Below are 17321 nucleotides of genomic sequence, written 5' to 3' on the forward strand. Positions count from 1 at the left end.
GCAGCAAATAAAAGAAACCCGACAATACCAACCGCTCGATTAGCGGCTTCAACAGTTGGCCAATTATCCATCCTTTTTACCTTTGCCAAATAAAGGGCCAGTGAACAAAAGATAGCCAATAGCCGCAAAAAACAAACCAAAGCCAATCAGGTTTGGAAGTATGCCTCCAACAATTTCAGCCTTGGCAAAACTAGTATTCGCTGCATCAAGACCTAAGACACTCATCACAACAAATAATCGGGCGTAATTGTCAGCAAGGTTCATTGCCAATCTGGATAGATGAAATCTTCATCGATCGGTTACTCATAAAACTGGCCTACTGCTATACCTCGTTGAGGAGCTTGGAGAAATAAAAGTAGTAAGCGCTGCATTAGTTTTCATCTTTCTTTCTAAGTCCCTTCCATACCAGAGGGTTTTGACCTTTGGTCATCACAGTGATGGCACGACCAAGGAACCAAGAACCCACAAGGAACCCAACAACAGCAACCCCATAAAGAAGGTTTACCCGCCCAGCATTCCCAAGAAGAAAGAAGGTGTTATGCATCGTTCTCTTAGAAGTCTAGAACTTCTCTTAATCATGCTTTGATTTTTAGGAAAGGCTAAAACAAAGCATGAACCACCTCACTGCCACCTAGATGGATTTTATTCAGACCATTGGCGTCTTGGTGATCTTTGGTGTTGCGCCTATGCTCCTAAACAAATGCTGCTTGAAGCTGAGCAGCAGTAATAGCCAGTCAATCTGAGAGTTGAACAATGAACATGATTAATATCTATCTATTGGTTGATGGCATCTTGATGCTTTTGGGTTTGCCACTGCTACTGATATGGAAAGGCAAAAAGGAAAACAAGTAATGACTGAACACAAAAGGAACTTTGATGACGACTCATATGACGAAGTAGAAGAAAGCTTCAGAGATCATGCTCCAGGCCAAGAAGATCTTGCTTACTTCCCTCTTGAGGAGTCAAAACCTCCCCATTATTGAACTGCTGCTGGGGAGGACTAGAAAAGGATTCAGAAACTACCAATGAAAAAAACCGAACTCAAAATCAAAGTCACGGAGCTTCCTGAAAATCGCATATCAGTGGAAATCGAAGTCCCAGCAGCACGTTGTAAGTCCAGTTATGACGAAGCTTTATCGCGTTTAGGTCGTTCCATCCAACTTCCAGGGTTCCGTCCGGGCAAGGTCCCTAAGCCAGTCATTCTTCAGCAAATCGGTGTGGCACGAATTAAAGCTGCAGCCCTAGAGAAACTGATTGATCGAGCCTGGAAGGAAGCCTTGGTTCAAGAGTCACTCGAACCCAGCTCTGAAGCCGAGATGAAAGAAGAACTTCAAACTCTGGTAGATCGCTTCAGACCTGATCAGAATGTTACTTTCAGCCTTCAAGCCGAGGTGGTTTCCAAGGAAAAGCAGAGAGGAATCCAACTAGGAATTACTACTTAATAAGAAGAATGGAGATTACTATCACGTGATCGAAGTAAAGCTATTGATTAGTAAAACCCTCTCTTAAAAAGTCTTAATTTCCATCAAATCTAGTCCTTTGGTTTTGGTGGTCCAGATACAAATAAAGACCTACTTTTTTACACCTGGGATTTATTTAGCATTTAACTTTCTACTTTTCCCTCTTTCTAGCGCTTAGCAGTGAAGCTAAATTAGGATATTTTTCCAGCTCTAAACTGCAAAATTTCCTTAATTCTAATTCTTGATGTAGAGTAACTGGGATGTCATTACCTTTAATATATGAAGTTTGAGACTTTTTGGGTAATGTTATTTCATTAAAGCATTCAAGTGATAATGATGAATAAAGTTGTTTCATAGTAAGTGAATGTCTTTCTAATAAGTCTTCGTAGAAAATAATCCAAATATTGGGGTTATTCTCTGCCATTATTAAAGCAGATGATACATGATAAGCCCAGCGCTCAAAATAATTAGCGTGAGTTTTAAGTTGATATCTTTGAGATCTGCCCTCGGGAATATGTTTCGCTAGTTCTAATGGAGAAGCAGTGGATGGCGCCTCAAACCAGTCTAATGAACAAACAAACCGCCAATAGGATAAGATTACCTCGTAAGGGTCCCTATAGATATAAGCAATTTTCATTCCTTGATCTACTGCTTCTTTAACAAATTCTATTGGGAAGTGTGATTTTATTATGCTATTCATATAAAACGGCTTACCACCTTCCTTAAAGGATTTAATTTTTACTAAGAAATCTGCAATTTGACTGGAATCAAAGAAATTAATAGCATTACCTAAATTGTGGTAGTCGAAATCAAGGAAAGGGTTACAAGTATATTCAGAAGAATTATTAATTGAATTCATCAAGAAGTGAGTACCACTTCTTTCATGAGAACAAACCATTAGGGGTGCATTTACTTTTTCCGATGCCGAAAGAGTGCAATCATTAAATTTGATTTTAATTATTGTCACAACATTCGCATTAGTTGTGGATCATGCCTTCTGTTCAAAATCATATTACATGTTCTTTAATATTTACGAGCATAAGCTATAGGCTCCGACTTGCTGAACAAATTAAAGATAAGCGAAACCACCAAAATCAAAACAAATTTCTAACTAATTTTAAAAATAAGGCCAATACAGTTTTGACAGTCGTGTTTCAGGAGATGGTATTTGAGGTTTTGAAAAGTTGTTATTAGCAATCTCTATATGAATACCCGCCTCCTTTACTGAAGAATTTTCAGCGAGTATGAAGACAAGCTTCGGGTCTCCGAAAAGGCTCTAAAGACCATCAAAACGCCATTTTTAAAGTTCGAGAGATCCCTTCTGAAAAATCCAATCACTAAAAAACCAGGCAAGGCGACAGGAATAGTTCAGTTTTCAAGATGCGGTAGACCACCTCCTAGCAGTGATAACTGAAACCTTGTCCTTATCTGCGAGATATGTGGCAAGTTCTGCAGCCAATAAAAAAGGTCCTAGCGAAACGCTACGGACCTGGGTGATGGGGACCTTATTTCTAAGGCTGATTCAGCTCAAAATCAACCCCCATTTGTAGGGTTTTTTCTTATCAAAGATATTAAGAAACCCCATAAATAGCGTGTATCTACCGATGACAAATCGCTTGACAGTGTGTAGGTTCCATTCAACGGCCGGGTGATGGGGATCAAACGGTCTTAATACAAGAGCCTCTTTTCTGCATGGGGGCTTTTTTTGTGGGTGGAATGCTCGGGGATGGAGTGATATGACGATCAGAGTTTTGGAGCTTGCCGAGAAGCTCCAAGTTGGCACGGATGACTTACTTGCAGTTTGCACGCTTCTAAAAATACCAGCGACTTCAAGGATTAGTTGCCTTAGCCCTGATCACATCAAAAAGCTGACGACCTATTACAAAAAAAAGCCTGATAAATAAGACCTTTCTGCTGAATCTTGCTCCCTGAGGCGTTCTTCTACCTCCTCATATAAGTCGTCATGAAAGTTTCATTCGCGATTAGTCATTGGTCGTCTTTATCCTTTCCTTGAAACCAACCCTGCTCTTTCCTCCCTCTCATTAGGGAGGTAATCAACGCACCAGAAAAAAACGCTCCAATACATCCCATGATCAGAAGCAGCGAGGAAGGAGCATTAGCTCCAGCAACTTGGCTTAGCGGGTCAAGAGTATCCACTTAAGTCTTCTACTTTGATTTGTACTTTCTCTAAAGAAGGCAGCATCTGTTTAACCGCATAGGCGCAACACCAAAGATCACCAAGACGCCAATGGTCTGAATAAAATCCATCTAGGTGGCAGTGAGGTGGTTCATGCTTCCTTTCTAGCCATTGCCAACTTGATCCGCATTGCTGGTCTTAAGCGTTGACTTGCTGGCATGACAGACCTTTAGGCGAAAAGAAACGCTGCCCAAAAGCTGCGTAGATTATTCACAGTGTTTTGTTTTCAATGATCCTCGTAAAGATCACCAATTCGACAGAAGTAGTGGCTTCTAAAACCCATAAGCTTTTTGCGAAGGTAACTCCTGAAAAGGTTGACGAGAATCTGGTGGAGGCGGAAGTTATCAAACAAATGGGCTCAGATCTTGCTTCCTTTGGCCTTAAAGGCGAAATTTCAATCGTCAAAGGGATTGATGTTGTAGAAGAGGCCCTTATTACTAAGAAAGGTTTTGTAGTCAAAAAGAGTCAGAGCTTTTGATTTCTAAATGGGAATTGATCCACTAATAAAGCCTGACACCTTCGGCTTTATAGCAGCTGCATTAACGACCATTGCTTTCTTACCTCAGGTCATAAAGACATGGAGAACTAAAAAGGCTGAGGATGTGTCGGTCGTGATGCTCTTGATGTTCATCACTGGTCTCTTATTTTGGATCGTCTATGCAATACAAACAAATGCTCTCCCTGTTCTTATCGCAAACATAATTACCTTCATCCTTAACGTGACAATCCTTACTCTTAAGTTGATCTACGGAAAGCAACCTAGTAGTACTCAAACAAGTGAGTAATGACTCTTAGCCCGCATAGACAACACAAGATTTACCTCGCAGCAACGATGGGATATGGACTTGGTTCAAATGATCCTGAAGAGATCACTTACTACAACAAGGTCAAGGAGGAGATCAATAAGGACAAGGAGAACAGAAATTTGGGAATACCCAGGGAGGAATAATGCGCTACTTCTGGCCTATCGCTCCTATCGTTTTCTGTCCGCTCACACTTCTGTTTATTTATCTCAGCTTCACTGAGCCATCAGGAGATAAGCAAGAGCAAAACATCCACATGCAGTAGGAAGTCATTCTGCAAATAGAAACGTTGGTTTAAACGCTGCATAATTAGGGAATGCAAAAACTGCTAATTACTTTTGGGCTTGGTATTGCTGCTATCGGAGTTCTTTATCCTTATCTGAAGAATTTGGGTTTAGGTCAACTACCAGGCGACATTGTTTTGAGGAGTGAGAACTCAACCTTTTACTTTCCAATCGTGAGTTGCATTCTTGTGAGTTTGGTGGTTTCAGTCATTTTTAATTTGCTCAGCAAATAGGTGACTGCATCTTCAATTATTCAAATTGGGTTGTCCATTCTATGGCTATTAGGCCATGCAGGTTTTACCCTTTGGGCTGGAGGGTTTGAACCAGGGAGCCCAGCCGCAAATGTTTTCGTAGCTTTAGATTCCCTGCTGTCACTAGCCTTAGCTTTTTTCATCTACAAGAAGACTATTAATACCTAGTGATTCAATTCTCAAGGTTCTACCGCCCATCTCCTAGCAGTGGTAACTGAAACCTTGTCCTTATCTGCGAGATATGTGGCAAGTTCTGCAGCCAATAAAAAAGGTCCTAGCGAAACGCTACGGACCTGGGTGATGGGGACCTTATTTCTAAGGCTGATTCAGCTCAAAATCAACCCCCATTTGTAGGGTTTTTTCTTATCAAAGATATTAAGAAACCCCATAAATAGCGTGTATCTACCGATGACAAATCGCTTGACAGTGTGTAGGTTCCATTCAACGGCCGGGTGATGGGGATCAAACGGTCTTAATACAAGAGCCTCTTTTCTGCATGGGGGCTTTTTTTGTGGGTGGAATGCTCGGGGATCGATAGTGGCATTAAGTTTGAGGTCACAGCTTTGGTATCAGATGCAGAATTTGCAGCAAGCTTGGAGCATTTGCTTTTAGTCCGGAGTTCAGTTATAGCCATCGCTTTTCGTCCTTGTGAATCCGTATTTTTTAAAGACCCAGTCCGATCTCTTGTCTATGTAACCGGTATTGAAGAGGAAGGCTCGAAGTCTTACTAGGCTCGACTCTTAACAAGTGTGGACAGTTAACACTTAACTAAGGGCATTGCCTCTAGCAGTTAGCACGGTATTGGCGACCATAGATTCACTCAAACCTTCTTGTTTTAAATACCTACGACCTTTTGCATCTTGATATAAAAGTCATCTAGGCAACCCTTATCGATCCATGAATAAAGAGTTGATCTACTTTTAAATCCTAAAATTCTTGCCGTTCTACTAATTGTTGCAAATGTCTTACGCATTAATTAGTTATCTTTAGCTAAAAATTCTATCGCTAGAGAATTTACGAGCATCGAATACCCCTCTTGAACAAAGCTCTACAAAGGACCCATAACCAGCTCTACTGTGTCTATCGCCTCTGAAAAATGACAGACAGGTTATTGGCAGGCATTTCAAAAATATCAGGGTTTTCAAATCCGTTCTTTATTCCTACTTCACTGACCCCATCTAAATCCCGAACACCCCAAGTTGGGTTTTGTACCTTTAGTGACTGGTCAAATCGCGCATTGCTTTCACTAGTGTGTTCACCATTCCTTTTGAAAGGTCCGTATAACATCAACCATTGATCCTTCTCTAGGAGTTTCCCAGATTCTTCAAACAACGCCTGTGAACAACCCCATGGAGATATGTGAATCATGTTGATACAGACGATGGCTTTAAGAGACGATCGAAATTCTTTAGTTAGAGGCCAAGGTCTTTTTTGAGCATCCAGGTCTAATGGTTGAGGCATCTTGGCCATTAATCCTTGATGCTTAATCCAAGCGCTAATACTTTTTCTATAGGAGGGATCCGGATCACTTGTTTGCCAATGAATATTGGGAAAGCGTTCTTGAAATGTCACTCCATGCTCTCCGCTACCGCTAGCTATTTCTAGAACAAATCCATTTGAAGGAAGAATTTTAGAAAGGACCTCTCCTATGGCGCCTCTGTTTCGTTCAGTTGCCGGGAAAAAGAGTCTTTGGTCCATTAGTGCATGGTATGAACCATTTAAGTCTTATCTCCTAACTAAGCATTCAGCTTCTTCAAAAGTAAACCCCAACCAACCGTGATATCAGGGTGCATGACGCGACCTACCCCAAAGGTTTCCCAAGATTTAATTAGGGTCCTTCCTGGAGCTTTCATCGTGAGTCGTCCGAAGGCTCAGGCTTTACCTAGCCCTTAACTGCTCGATTTAGAGACATCACTGTTTCTAAACCTCTATCCGACTCACTAGTGATGATGACTTAGTTGCTAATTAGAACTAAAGCCTTTACTGGGATGACCAATTCGTTGTTCGGGTAGTTTTCATAATGTGACCACCTGCCTCAATCATTTTTTTGTTTTCAAAAAGGATCTTCTCAACGAACCCTGGTCTTGATTGATGAATTACAACAACCTTAGTTGGATCATCGATATTGACACCTCTGAATAAGGGCTTAATCGCATTGGCTTTATGCATCTGATCAGCTTCTTTGCTATCAAAGCCTGCAGCCCATTGGTCAAATGGAACTTTAATTTTGAAAGTAGTTATAGAAACCGGAGCAGAAACGACCTCCCGTGGAAGTTGACTACCAATCAAAACTCCAACAGCAGCAGCAGCTAGTCCAACAATTGCAGAGGTTCTCATGAGAAAATCAATCCTCTATAAAGATCAACCAAAACCTTATGTTGTCAAGGTTCAGAACAGGATGTGAATAATAAAAAAACGGTAAGTAAACAAGTGAGTGTGATTCGTCATGCATTTCTATGCCTACTTGCTTTAAGGCATTGGTTTTCCGGTCCATCCGACGGCTCACCACCTTGTCTGTAATGCCAAACGAGACGATGAATCCTTCGAAAAGATGATGAACTTTCACGAGTACCAAATTCCTTACAACTGGAATAGCGATCGAATCGAAGGTGAGGTCGATGCAATGGTTGCGCTGATGAACCAGCACGAGATTCCAGAACCGAATGAATGCTGCAAGAACTTTGCTTATTCAGAGCAGTATGCAAGGCCTATACATCAAAAAAGCATCAATCAAGAACAAGACCTCCAAAGATCATTATTCGGGTAACTAATTTCTGAATTGGTCGCCGTTGATTATTTACCTATGATTGATTTATGACCTATCTCGTCTTATACGTTGCCGGTATCGTTTCAATTTGGTGGATCTATCGAGTCGGTTGGTTGGAAGCCCTTAAAACAATCCTGGCCGTATTGATCCCTTCCATATTGATCATCCTTTTTAATGTGAAAGCTGGTCGATTACTTTTTAGGAGCCCAGTGGTTGGAATTATTAGTGTTCTTCCCACTGCTGTTTTTATCTTTCGAGGTTCTCAACCTCTTGTAAGTGGAATCAACAATTGGATAGACAAAAAAAACAATGACTTTAGTGAAATGCAAGATGTAGTTGATGCAGAAGTGGTTTCAGCAGAGGAGGTTTGATTAAGTTGCTTTGGTAGCACTCGAACAGGTATTGCCACTACTAGGTTTTGAGTCATCTCAATTACTTTGAGGATCTGTGAGGTGGCACGAGTGCTTATGAGGGGGGAGCTAGAGCAGCAGTAACCCTTGCGAATAGGGCTATTGAAATCTCTTAGCTACCCCTAGAGCTACCCTTTCTCAGTTGAGACCTTTCGAGCTTCCTCGAAAAGCATTGCAATTACTAGTCGGGGCGACAGGATTCGAACCTGCAACCTAGTGCTCCAAAAGCAACCGGTCAAACTTAGTTAAATCAGGGGATCTCAGTCCTAAACCTTTATAACAGCTAGATTCTTTGTTCGTCGTAGTTCGGAAAAAGCCGCTAAAGGTTGACGTTTTCCCACGCCTTTCCCACAGTATGACCTAGTGAATCCCAAGCACCCGGTCGATGCCTAAGCAAGTTGAGAAAGACAGTTGGGTGATAGCAGTTAGGGAACTTCTCAAGGAATCTTTGGCCTCTACCGACCAATGGTTCATCTCTCAAAGTCGCGGACAAATTCGATTAGAAATAAGAGACAACGGCAAGCAATCAAAAGTTTTACCTTTCGCATGGACTAAAAAAGGCGGCTCGCAGGCTCTACCAAGAATCCTGGAAATCTATAAGCGATATGTCCAAGGGAAAGGAAAACTAACTCTTGCCCAATGTTGTGAAGTAACGGAAGTATCTAGTTCAAAACATGAAATTGCATGGAATGAATTAATCAAGGACTTCAAACCTTTTGTTCCTAATGCCAGTGAAAAAACTTGGCAGAAAAGTTATGTCCCTGTTTTGAATCGAGCAGCCGTCTTAATGCAAAGGACAAAAGGCAAACCAAAGGACGGTGAAGAGCTGATGATGAAAGCGCTTGAGCAATGGGAACAAGGAAGCAGATCAAGACAGATTGCTCGTCGCAGTCTCAAGAACTTTCTTCAGTGGGGTGTCCTGCGTGGAAAGTTGATCGCTGCTTATGCTCCGCCAGCTCATATCCCGGAAACAAGAAAACCTAAAAGGATCGGTTATGCCTTAACTGATTTGCAAATCCTTCGGCTTATTGAATTTGAGCCTGATGAGAAGTGGCGATTCGCTTTTCAACTTTGCTCGGTCTATGGACTAAGACCAGAAGAACTTCGCCACCTAGCCATCAAAGAAGGACCAAATGGCAAAGAACTCTGGTGTAAATATCAGAAATCAAAAGGTGGAAAGAGGGGAGATAAAACTGAGCCTCGAAGACTCCATTCTTTGTTTTTGAAAGATATGGACGGCAATCTTGTTGATTGGAATCTGCAAGTAAGGATTGAAGCTGATGAATCTCTTCCCCCTTTAGGTGATGAAGGTGATGGGGGTGAAGCGTTAAGAACTCATCTAAGAAGACGACCTGTATGGAAAGCACTTAAAAAAGAAGCCGAGCATGTAGGCGAAGTATTGGTGCCATATACCTTCAGGCATAGATACGCCAAGGCTTCTCATGCTGCTGGATTCCCTGTTTCCAATATCGCCGCGGCTATGGGTCACACCCTTGAGGTTCATTTAGAGAGCTATGCCCGGTTCATTCCAGATGGGACAGCAGACCTATATGCCAAGAGAAACGCAAGGGAAAAAGCTGCTTAGTTATTCAGTTTTCAAGGTGCGATGAGGTGAATGGTCGTGATGATGCTGAGCAATACAAAAAGAGTTTTCTGTTTGCCCTGGAGGTCTTTGATTACTGCGTCTTGCTGATCGACCAACTCGCAAGCAGCCGTAATCACCTCGTCCTTACGGGACGTTTCAGTGATGTTAATTAGGCAAAGAAATGCTTTGATGTCGATGGAGGGCACATGCCCTACGCTTTCGACTAACTTATTCTTATGGACAAAAAAGGTGCAAAAGGCTATTGGATCTCAACCTCAACAGTTATTAATCAAGAACTCTTTGCTGAATACGTAGAAAAGGTAGGGCCTTGGCTAAAAGAAGTTGGGGGCAAAGTCTTCGCAAAAGATACTGAGCCGCTTGGGAAAGAACAAACAGAAGGTGCAAACTTAGCTGTTATTTGTGAGTTCCCTTCCATGCGTATAGCTGTTGAGGCTTATGAATCAGCGGAGTATCAAGAGCTAAGCAAAATCCGCAAAGCCGCTACAGAGAATGCAACCTTCACGATCATGGAAGGGATGGATGAAGCAACAAAACTAAGAAGAGCAATGGGCAAGTAAATGTCTTTACGTCACCCCCTTTTCCATAGAACCATCTTGGCTCTTTTATTAGATGTTCAAGAATCAGGGTACGAACCACCAACGCTTGAGAATAGAGAAGTATTTAAAGCTGAGCTTCTACAAGAATTAGAAGAAGGTATAGCTCCCATTATTGATCGATGTTGTTATCGGAATCCATCAGTGAAAAGAAGCGAAGAAGAGTCAAACCTTCCTAAGTGTTGAATGGGTCCCTCTTCGGACTTCTTTGTAGGTCGTCCGGAGGCTTGATTGTTCTTGTCTCAGATTTCCGAGGGCCTCTTCATATAGAACAGGAATATCACCTCGCCACCCTGGGTATATAGCCGTATCCCTTAGAGCTAAAAGCATCAAACACAGCTAGAAAGAATCAATGATCTAACTCTTTTGAAATCAATGGCAGAGGTGAAAGAACAAAAAGGCTTTCTAAAAAAGTTTGGCAAATGGGCTCCAATCATTGGAGGAGCTTGGATCGTGTTGAACATTGTTCTTCCTTTAGCCCTATTACGTATTCCAGCCGTTCAGAAAGTCTTAGTAGCGGTAGGAGACAAGCTTCCTTTTGATATCCCAGGGATTGGATAACAATGATTTTTGCTGATACCTGGGCGAGAGTATTTGTTGTGATTACCTTTCTAGGTTTTGGGGAGGCACAGATTATTGGAGGGATTGTTCCCAATCTGATTGCTTTTGGATTGTTTGTTGCGGCTATTGGATACTTTGCTTTAACTGGCAAGATGGCAGAAATGTTCGGTCTAAAGAAACCATCCAAATGAGTGAGAAGTGGAAGCCAACAGAGGAACAAAATACTGGGCCTATTTCTCGTGTTTCTGAGTTCTTCATTGATGAACTGAACGAATTACAAGAGGAACTTGATTGTCCCGATGAGTTTATTTACGACTTTATGGAAGCAATAAGAAACCGCTGGTCCCCTGAAAGCTGCCATACAAAAGCAAGGCAACACAAACGAGATAATCCTGATGCCTTCTAGAACAAAACAACCGGAATGGGTCGAGGGCTTTCGATAAGGTCACTGCCTGAAAGTGATATGACGATCAGAGTTTTGGAGCTTGCCGAGAAGCTCAAAGTTGGCACGGATGACTTACTTGCAGTTTGCACGCTTCTAGAAATACCAGCGACATCAAGGATTAGTTGCCTTAGCCCTGAGCACATCAAAAAGCTCACGGCCTACTACCAAGAGAAGTCGTCCTAAGTTTGAGTAAAGGGGAATGGCTCCATGGCAAAACCCACTCAAAAAAGAAAACTTCAAAACTATTGGAAGCTTGCCTCAGTTTGCAAAGAAACTGAAGACAAGATCAATTTCTTTGACCTCTATCAAGAGGCGTTTGAATTAATGCCTGAAACACAAGAAGAGCTTAAAAATGCAAGGATATACTTTCAACAGGAGTGGGGGATTGATCTTGAAGAATACGAAAAGAAAAACGCTGATTACCCTAATGAATTTAAGGTCATCGCTTTTAATTCTTGTATTTTGAATGGCGTGGCGTATTCAGAGTTCAAAGATCTTTATGGCTTTTATTACTAATAGATATTAGGGAATACCTTCCCTAAAGTACTTTCTAGTGCCTTTGCGGCAGCCTCTCAATAATTCGGAGGTTTTGACTCCTCAACAGGGAAGTAAGCACGATCTTCTTCGTCTGGATTTTGCTCCCTGAGGCGTTCTTCTACCTCGTCATAAGAGTCGTCATCAAAGTTGCGTTCAGGCTTGGTCATGACTTGGCTTCTTTTCTGCCTTTCCAAATCAGGAGCAGTGGTAAGCCAACGAGCATCAAGCTGCCATCAATTAATAGGTAGGTGTTGAGCATGCTCATTCCTCAACCCTCACATCGACTCTCTCTATCCGCTGCTCATCTTTAAGCAGCATCTGTTTGACCGCATAGGCAGCAACACCAAAGATCACCAAGACACCAATGGTCTGAATGAAATCGATGTAGGTGGCAGTGAGGTGGTTCATGTTCCCTTTCTAGCCCTTGCCAACCATGTCAGCATTAGAGATGTGGAGGATTAACCAATGTTTTCCCCCTAATGACTGAGGGTTCCATCAACTTCTACGCCTTTAACCAAAGACAATTCAGGAATACAGGGATTCATTTCATGACGACGAACCACTCGCTTCTTAAACAACATGATTGAAAAGATCACTGGCTATTGGCAAGACCTAACTGATGACAACAGGCTGCTTATCAAGCAGATCGGTGTAGCTGCCATTGCTTTATATGTTGTCTTTCAACTCGTAGGCTTCTTACTTCCTATAGCTATTACGGGATACGCTTGCTACTGGGTTTATAAGAACGTCTTAACTGAAAACCCTAAGGTAATGAAATGAAGAAAATTATTGACTGGCATAGAAACCTGATAGAGCGTGGTCAAGAACAATTGAAGTTGTCTAGTTACACCTTGTATTTGTTTGGAATTCTCGAAGGTGCTCTCTACATGTGGATAGTGCTGAAAGTCATACCTTGGTTATTTGGAAGCAGAGCTGAGTTCCCTGAGTTCTAGTTATGAACCTGATCGAGTTAGATAAGAAAGCTGTCAAAGCAGTACAGAAACGCTTTGGACTAAGCAACTAAAGCATTAGCTCCCTTTGCGTGATTGCTAAAGCACAGCCAAACTCCACTACCAACTCAGGTAAGAACTTGCTTAGAACACCTCTACCTTCAATAGATCTGAAGGTTGAAGTCAATACTTCAGCAAGGATTCCAAGGGAAGGATGAACCGCATTTATAGGTCGGTTAGTTGCTCCAAAACCTAGTGCTCCAGGCACTTCTGCCATACCAATGGATTTGGGCATTTGTTGGCTCAAAAGGGCCAACAAAATATTGGGCTGACTAGATAATAGCCAAAACCATTGCAATTACAGCATTATTCCAGTCGGAGCGACAGGATTCGAACCTGCGACCTAGTGCTCCCAAAGGACATTGACTCAAAAGATGAGACTTGCTCAGAACGATTGCTGTTAAAGGGTTTTTAGAAGCGATGCAAATCGATTTGAGACTCAATATTGCAAGAACTTAGAACGTATTTAAAGGGCTTTCAACTTGCTAGCGCCCCCTAGAGCGCCCCCCTGCGACCTAGTCCTTTGGGAAAACTAGTTTGTTCAAAACTCGATCCATGAACACCTCCTAACCAGATCTTTCTATGGAAGATTCTTGCTCTTAGGTGCTGATATTGATTGTCCTAATCTGAGTTAAGGAATGAGCAAGTTTTTACTAGTTATCTGTCTTTTCTAAAGTTTGAGATCCAATATGTGGCAAATATCACACTCTAAGGTGATTAATTTGCAAATATTGCTAATAATGCCCAAGTGCATTTCTGCACTTTTCGTGTGAGGAACAAATGAAACTTTTTCAGAAATTACTGGTAGCTCCAGCTGCGTTGGGCCTTTTAGCTCCTATGGCTGCCAATGCCGCTGAGTTAAATGTCAATGGTATTTCCGTCTACTCAGCTTCTAGTTCAGAAGTCAAGAGCATCTCAGAATTCTCTGATGTTCATCCAAATGATTGGGCGCATCAGGCCTTAACTCAACTCGCTGAACGCCATGGATGTTTAGCAGCCAATCCTCAAGGCAGCATGACTCGCTATGAAGCAGCTGACCTTCTTAACACCTGCCTCGGCGAAGTTGCCCAGGTTAACCAAGAAGAGAGTCGCCTAATCACTGAGTTCGGATCTGATCTTTCTGTAATCAAAGGTCGTTCCTCAGAACTAGTAGCAGATGCAGGTGGTATGGATCACTCAGCTATGGGACATGGAGAACATGTTCCAAGAACCATGATTATGGGAAAAACTAGTTTTGTAGTTGGTGGTGTTGATGGAGTCAGCGGTAAGGAAGCAGTCACTTTTAATTACGACACCAAGCTAATGGCTCATACAAGCTTTACTGGTAAGGATTTGTTGAAAACGGTTATTCGAACTGGCAACTTCAACAACATGGATCCATTTGGAATGATGGGCAGTGCACGCTTGGAGACGGCTTTCAACAGTAGTGATGGGTTAAATCTCCACCGTGCTTACTACAAATTCCCAGTAGGCGATAACTTCAACGCAACATTTGGTACAAAGCTTCGTCAAGATGATCTACTTGGCGTATGGCCCAGTGCATATCCAAGTGATTCCATTTTGAATGTCTTGACCCATGCAGGAGCTAATGCTGCATATAGCAAAGCAATGGGTGCTGGAGCAGGTATCACCTACTCACAAAATCAATTGAGCGCATCACTTCTCTTTGTTTCTGATGAAGCAGATGATGCATCTCAAGGTGTTTTAACAGAACAAGGTTCTGATGATTTAAGTGCTCAGCTTTCTTGGAATGGAGATAACTTCACAGTTGCTGCTATTTACACCACTTCTGATGGAGGGAACGCAACAAACACTGCAAATACCAATGACTATGACGCCTATGGAATTAGCGGCGTCTATCGACTAGAAAACAGCCTTGCATTCAGCGCAGGCATGGGATGGAAAACTCCTGAAAAGGAAGATGACACCAACAACATCGAAGATGAGACCACATGGTCTATTGGAGTTGTGTGGAGCGATTTCGGTGCTGAAGGTAATGATCTTGGAGTAGCAATCGGCACTGCCGAAGGCCATAGAGATGACTCTGGCTATGACGATCCTCTGGCTTATGAGGTTTATTACTCAATGGCTGTTAGTGACAATGTCACCGTTACACCTGCTCTTTTCACAATTCAGAAAGATGGTGCTGATGACGTTACCGGTGGCTTAGTTAAAACAACTTTCCAGTTCTAATAATTCCTTTAAATCAAATTTGAAGCACCCATCGATTTGGTGGGTGCTTTTTTTTGACAGAAAGTTGGCCCTATGACTTAGTTAGTCCATTTGATTCTCATAGTTCCACTTGGGGGCGCTTACAACGCACCAAAAGGCTGTAGGGACAAGCTATTGCAATAAGCTAGCGCCCCCTACAGCGCCCCTTTCTCAATTGAGATCCGTCAAAAGCCAGTCGGGGCGACAGGATTCGAACCTGCGACCTAGTGCTCCCAAAGCACCCGCGCTACCAAACTGCGCCACGCCCCGTTTTTTAATATTAGTGCTTGAAAGCAAGGAAGCCAATCTGTGTTTGGTTTCCCTGTAAGCTCTCTATAGAGCTAAATATTTAATTAATTTTTTGGGCTAGACATCCCTAGCCATGAATGGGACTGCTTGAGGACATAATTAACAAATAGTGTTGTGGAGAAAAATTTTTAATGGTGCGAGCTGCTCTTTATTCGCTGCAAGAAAGGTCTAAAAACAGCTGTTGCAAGGAGTTATCTCCCATAAACTAAATCCTTTAATTACTTAGCTGCTCAATTTATGTACATATATATTCACCTAAATACAACAATTTATAGATATTCAATTTTCAAGTCTCAAGCCCTATAAATCAGCCTCTTCCTTCTCATCATCATCCTTAACAGGCATTGCCAATACGAAAAAGAAAACAACAAAGCCAACTGCCAAAAAGGCATCCCCCAACCAATGAAACACGATTGACCTCCTATTAACTAGTTAATTTAACTGCTATCAGAGAGAGCTCGACAATAAGAAAGATGGTTGTCGATCAATCCGGATTAAGAATGTTTATGGTAAAGCATAGACAAAAAGCTCCTTAGAACAGGAGACGCCTGTCATGCCAAGGGATCGCTGATAGAAGAGATCCAAAAACAAACTGGATGCACTAAATGGCTAACACCTAATTCTTTCAGAACTTATTTCCAGCTTTAGCATGCGACTCTGAAAGATCCAAAAGATGATGAAATAAGAATCTTTAGACAAAAAGAGGTACTCGATTTTGCACAACCGATTTCCAAGATGAAAATGTCAAGGGCATGAATTCTTTACATACAAGGAGATGACCAGAAGTACATCTCTGCCTAAGCTAGTTCTAGAATTTCTTGAATCCAATGCCAGTAGCAACAGCAAAGGCTCCTAGTCTCAATAGACTTGGCAAATATGCCACTAGTAAATTAATTCAGAATTTAGGGTCCAACCAACCTCAATTTAGTTTCACAGGCAATTTTAGAAGCGTTCATGGTAGAGACTAATTCTAAGATCAACCTATCAACTAACAAAAAAATATTTATAGCAGCTGAAAATACTGTTCCAGTTCGTTTACTTTCCTTTTACATATCTACATCAAATGGCTTGAAACAATTAGAAGTCTCATTGAAATCACTTCTATTTCATCTTGATTTGTAATCTCTGAGATAATACCTAAAATAAGCAAACCGCATATTGACATGAACCCCAAAAACCTAACGGTCAATGAAAGGGTCAAGTTATTGGTTGAAGCTCTAGATGGGGCCGAAAAGACCAATGAGGCCTTGTCAAATGCCGAAGATGTGGAAGCAATGGTTGCAGTACTTCTCGAAGCCTCACAAAAGTTGGGGTTAGCTCTAACGAGAGACGAATTAATGAAAACACCGCCAATACGAGATTGGATTTGGTACAAAAGTGGGGGTGCACTTGTAACAGTCGGTGATGGGATCCCTCGTTACCAGCAAGATAAATTTTCTGGAAACCTCCTTTACATTGGTGGCGGGCTTGTCATAGCCCTACTCTTTATATTCGGTATACTTACAGGCTTCTGAATAGTAACTGCAATAGAATATTTATGAATTACAAAAATCAAGCTCATGGAGAATCTTGAATCTATAGACATACTTGGGCTAGTAGCTGGAAGTCTTACCACAATTGCGTTCGTACCTCAATTAATAAAAGTTTGGACATCTAAGTCAGCAAAAGATATCTCGTACGTTATGTTTATCTTGTTTGTAACGGGCATAGTTTTATGGGAAATATATGGATGGGGAATACACTCGCTGCCAGTAATTCTATTTAATATAATTACCTTCATCCTGGGGATCACTATTCTTATCCTCAAGTTCATTTTTGACAGTTTGCCAAAAGAGTCAGAAGTATAAAATATTTAATCAGTAACTCAATACAGAGAA

General features: G+C 41.7%; 31 protein-coding genes and 1 tRNA gene. 22 read left to right on the top strand and 10 right to left on the bottom strand.

Annotated features, from left to right (window positions below; translation table 11 throughout):
• Nucleotides 1-63: 63 nt before the first annotated feature.
• Nucleotides 64-264 (bottom strand): hypothetical protein, encoded by a 201-nt coding sequence (locus SOI83_RS02310; protein WP_320677008.1) that lies wholly within the window; start codon nt 262-264, stop codon nt 64-66.
• Nucleotides 265-370: 106 nt separating this feature from the next.
• Nucleotides 371-544 carry a hypothetical protein gene (locus SOI83_RS02315; RefSeq protein ID WP_320677009.1) on the bottom strand — a complete coding sequence of 58 codons (174 nt, stop codon included), beginning with the start codon at nt 542-544 and terminating at the stop codon, nt 371-373.
• Nucleotides 545-851: 307 nt separating this feature from the next.
• Between SOI83_RS02315 and SOI83_RS02320 the strand changes: the two genes are divergently transcribed.
• Nucleotides 852-983 carry a hypothetical protein gene (locus SOI83_RS02320; RefSeq protein WP_320677010.1) on the top strand — a complete coding sequence of 44 codons (132 nt, stop codon included), beginning with the start codon at nt 852-854 and terminating at the stop codon, nt 981-983.
• Between the two features lie 42 nt (nt 984-1025).
• Nucleotides 1026-1442, top strand: coding sequence for a trigger factor family protein (locus SOI83_RS02325; RefSeq protein ID WP_320677011.1), 417 nt, complete (start codon nt 1026-1028; stop codon nt 1440-1442).
• 169 nt (nt 1443-1611) lie between these two features.
• Here SOI83_RS02325 and SOI83_RS02330 read toward each other — a convergent pair whose 3' ends face one another.
• Nucleotides 1612-2427, bottom strand: a complete 816-nt coding sequence (locus SOI83_RS02330; RefSeq protein ID WP_320677012.1) for a sulfotransferase domain-containing protein — start codon at nt 2425-2427, stop codon at nt 1612-1614.
• 1495 nt (nt 2428-3922) lie between these two features.
• Here SOI83_RS02330 and SOI83_RS02335 point away from each other — a divergent pair.
• The 5 genes from SOI83_RS02335 (at nt 3923) to SOI83_RS02355 (ending at nt 5726) form a co-directional block, all read left to right on the top strand.
• Nucleotides 3923-4135 (top strand): hypothetical protein, encoded by a 213-nt coding sequence (locus tag SOI83_RS02335; RefSeq protein WP_320677013.1) that lies wholly within the window; start codon nt 3923-3925, stop codon nt 4133-4135.
• 7 nt (nt 4136-4142) lie between these two features.
• Nucleotides 4143-4442, top strand: coding sequence for a SemiSWEET transporter (locus SOI83_RS02340; RefSeq protein ID WP_320677014.1), 300 nt, complete (start codon nt 4143-4145; stop codon nt 4440-4442).
• The gene (locus SOI83_RS02345; protein ID WP_320677015.1) at nt 4442-4606 is read left to right on the top strand and encodes a hypothetical protein; all 165 of its coding nucleotides are present in this window, start codon (nt 4442-4444) and stop codon (nt 4604-4606) included. The genes SOI83_RS02340 and SOI83_RS02345 overlap by 1 nt, the downstream gene beginning before the upstream one ends.
• Nucleotides 4607-4776: 170 nt before the next feature.
• A complete protein-coding gene (locus SOI83_RS02350; protein ID WP_320677016.1) occupies nt 4777-4977 on the top strand; it encodes a DUF2905 domain-containing protein in 201 nt (66 codons plus the stop codon).
• A gap of 533 nt (nt 4978-5510) precedes the next feature.
• Nucleotides 5511-5726, top strand: a complete 216-nt coding sequence (locus SOI83_RS02355; RefSeq protein ID WP_320677017.1) for a hypothetical protein — start codon at nt 5511-5513, stop codon at nt 5724-5726.
• A gap of 349 nt (nt 5727-6075) precedes the next feature.
• Here SOI83_RS02355 and SOI83_RS02360 read toward each other — a convergent pair whose 3' ends face one another.
• Both SOI83_RS02360 and SOI83_RS02365 read right to left on the bottom strand, forming a co-directional pair.
• Nucleotides 6076-6693, bottom strand: a complete 618-nt coding sequence (locus tag SOI83_RS02360) for a DUF938 domain-containing protein (protein ID WP_320677018.1) — start codon at nt 6691-6693, stop codon at nt 6076-6078.
• Between the two features lie 282 nt (nt 6694-6975).
• Complete coding sequence (locus SOI83_RS02365) at nt 6976-7332, bottom strand: DUF3764 family protein (protein WP_320677019.1); 357 nt, start codon at nt 7330-7332, stop codon at nt 6976-6978.
• A 214-nt stretch (nt 7333-7546) separates the two neighbouring features.
• On the opposite strand from SOI83_RS02365, the gene SOI83_RS02370 reads away from it, so the two are divergent.
• The 3 genes from SOI83_RS02370 (at nt 7547) to SOI83_RS02380 (ending at nt 9757) form a co-directional block, all read left to right on the top strand.
• Complete coding sequence (locus SOI83_RS02370; protein WP_320677020.1) at nt 7547-7762, top strand: hypothetical protein; 216 nt, start codon at nt 7547-7549, stop codon at nt 7760-7762.
• Nucleotides 7763-7809: 47 nt separating this feature from the next.
• Nucleotides 7810-8133 carry a hypothetical protein gene (locus SOI83_RS02375; protein WP_320677021.1) on the top strand — a complete coding sequence of 108 codons (324 nt, stop codon included), beginning with the start codon at nt 7810-7812 and terminating at the stop codon, nt 8131-8133.
• Between the two features lie 424 nt (nt 8134-8557).
• Nucleotides 8558-9757: a tyrosine-type recombinase/integrase gene (locus tag SOI83_RS02380; RefSeq protein ID WP_320677022.1), complete on the top strand. Its 1200-nt coding sequence runs from the start codon at nt 8558-8560 to the stop codon at nt 9755-9757.
• An 11-nt stretch (nt 9758-9768) separates the two neighbouring features.
• On the opposite strand, the gene SOI83_RS02385 is transcribed toward SOI83_RS02380, so the two are convergent.
• Complete coding sequence (locus tag SOI83_RS02385; RefSeq protein WP_320677023.1) at nt 9769-9963, bottom strand: hypothetical protein; 195 nt, start codon at nt 9961-9963, stop codon at nt 9769-9771.
• A 30-nt stretch (nt 9964-9993) separates the two neighbouring features.
• Here SOI83_RS02385 and SOI83_RS02390 point away from each other — a divergent pair, with 30 nt between their 5' ends.
• From SOI83_RS02390 to SOI83_RS02420, 7 genes are all read left to right on the top strand, one after another.
• Nucleotides 9994-10335 (top strand): DUF1330 domain-containing protein, encoded by a 342-nt coding sequence (locus SOI83_RS02390; protein ID WP_320677024.1) that lies wholly within the window; start codon nt 9994-9996, stop codon nt 10333-10335.
• Nucleotides 10336-10557 (top strand): carbonic anhydrase, encoded by a 222-nt coding sequence (locus tag SOI83_RS02395; protein ID WP_320667413.1) that lies wholly within the window; start codon nt 10336-10338, stop codon nt 10555-10557.
• Between the two features lie 189 nt (nt 10558-10746).
• Nucleotides 10747-10932: a Signal peptidase I gene (locus SOI83_RS02400; protein WP_320677025.1), complete on the top strand. Its 186-nt coding sequence runs from the start codon at nt 10747-10749 to the stop codon at nt 10930-10932.
• Between the two features lie 2 nt (nt 10933-10934).
• Nucleotides 10935-11123 carry a hypothetical protein gene (locus SOI83_RS02405; RefSeq protein WP_320677026.1) on the top strand — a complete coding sequence of 63 codons (189 nt, stop codon included), beginning with the start codon at nt 10935-10937 and terminating at the stop codon, nt 11121-11123.
• The gene (locus tag SOI83_RS02410; protein ID WP_320677027.1) at nt 11120-11338 is read left to right on the top strand and encodes a hypothetical protein; all 219 of its coding nucleotides are present in this window, start codon (nt 11120-11122) and stop codon (nt 11336-11338) included. Before SOI83_RS02405 ends, SOI83_RS02410 begins: the two co-directional genes overlap by 4 nt.
• A gap of 15 nt (nt 11339-11353) precedes the next feature.
• Nucleotides 11354-11560, top strand: a complete 207-nt coding sequence (locus SOI83_RS02415; RefSeq protein WP_320677028.1) for a translation initiation factor IF-2 N-terminal domain-containing protein — start codon at nt 11354-11356, stop codon at nt 11558-11560.
• 24 nt (nt 11561-11584) lie between these two features.
• Nucleotides 11585-11893: a hypothetical protein gene (locus SOI83_RS02420; RefSeq protein ID WP_320677030.1), complete on the top strand. Its 309-nt coding sequence runs from the start codon at nt 11585-11587 to the stop codon at nt 11891-11893.
• 56 nt (nt 11894-11949) lie between these two features.
• On the opposite strand, the gene SOI83_RS02425 is transcribed toward SOI83_RS02420, so the two are convergent.
• Complete coding sequence (locus SOI83_RS02425) at nt 11950-12081, bottom strand: hypothetical protein (RefSeq protein ID WP_320677031.1); 132 nt, start codon at nt 12079-12081, stop codon at nt 11950-11952.
• 94 nt (nt 12082-12175) lie between these two features.
• On the bottom strand, nt 12176-12322 hold the full coding sequence (locus SOI83_RS02430; RefSeq protein WP_320677032.1) for a hypothetical protein: 147 nt from the start codon (nt 12320-12322) through the stop codon (nt 12176-12178).
• A gap of 171 nt (nt 12323-12493) precedes the next feature.
• On the opposite strand from SOI83_RS02430, the gene SOI83_RS02435 reads away from it, so the two are divergent.
• Both SOI83_RS02435 and SOI83_RS02440 read left to right on the top strand, forming a co-directional pair.
• Nucleotides 12494-12694: a hypothetical protein gene (locus tag SOI83_RS02435; protein WP_320677033.1), complete on the top strand. Its 201-nt coding sequence runs from the start codon at nt 12494-12496 to the stop codon at nt 12692-12694.
• Nucleotides 12691-12867, top strand: a complete 177-nt coding sequence (locus SOI83_RS02440) for a hypothetical protein (protein WP_320677035.1) — start codon at nt 12691-12693, stop codon at nt 12865-12867. The genes SOI83_RS02435 and SOI83_RS02440 overlap by 4 nt, the downstream gene beginning before the upstream one ends.
• Nucleotides 12868-12934: 67 nt before the next feature.
• On the opposite strand, the gene SOI83_RS02445 is transcribed toward SOI83_RS02440, so the two are convergent.
• Nucleotides 12935-13159, bottom strand: coding sequence for a hypothetical protein (locus SOI83_RS02445; RefSeq protein WP_320677036.1), 225 nt, complete (start codon nt 13157-13159; stop codon nt 12935-12937).
• Between the two features lie 545 nt (nt 13160-13704).
• Between SOI83_RS02445 and SOI83_RS02450 the strand changes: the two genes are divergently transcribed.
• Nucleotides 13705-15117 (top strand): iron uptake porin, encoded by a 1413-nt coding sequence (locus tag SOI83_RS02450; protein WP_320677038.1) that lies wholly within the window; start codon nt 13705-13707, stop codon nt 15115-15117.
• A gap of 214 nt (nt 15118-15331) precedes the next feature.
• Here SOI83_RS02450 and SOI83_RS02455 read toward each other — a convergent pair.
• A tRNA-Pro gene (locus SOI83_RS02455) sits at nt 15332-15405 on the bottom strand.
• Between the two features lie 1202 nt (nt 15406-16607).
• On the opposite strand from SOI83_RS02455, the gene SOI83_RS02460 reads away from it, so the two are divergent.
• Both SOI83_RS02460 and SOI83_RS02465 read left to right on the top strand, forming a co-directional pair.
• The gene (locus tag SOI83_RS02460) at nt 16608-16958 is read left to right on the top strand and encodes a hypothetical protein (RefSeq protein ID WP_320677039.1); all 351 of its coding nucleotides are present in this window, start codon (nt 16608-16610) and stop codon (nt 16956-16958) included.
• Between the two features lie 45 nt (nt 16959-17003).
• Entirely contained in the window at nt 17004-17291 is a 288-nt protein-coding gene (locus tag SOI83_RS02465; RefSeq protein WP_320677040.1) for a SemiSWEET transporter, read from the top strand.
• Nucleotides 17292-17321: the final 30 nt, after the last annotated feature.

This window comes from Prochlorococcus sp. MIT 1300, assembly GCF_034092375.1.
In the GTDB taxonomy this organism is placed as follows: domain Bacteria; phylum Cyanobacteriota; class Cyanobacteriia; order PCC-6307; family Cyanobiaceae; genus MIT-1300.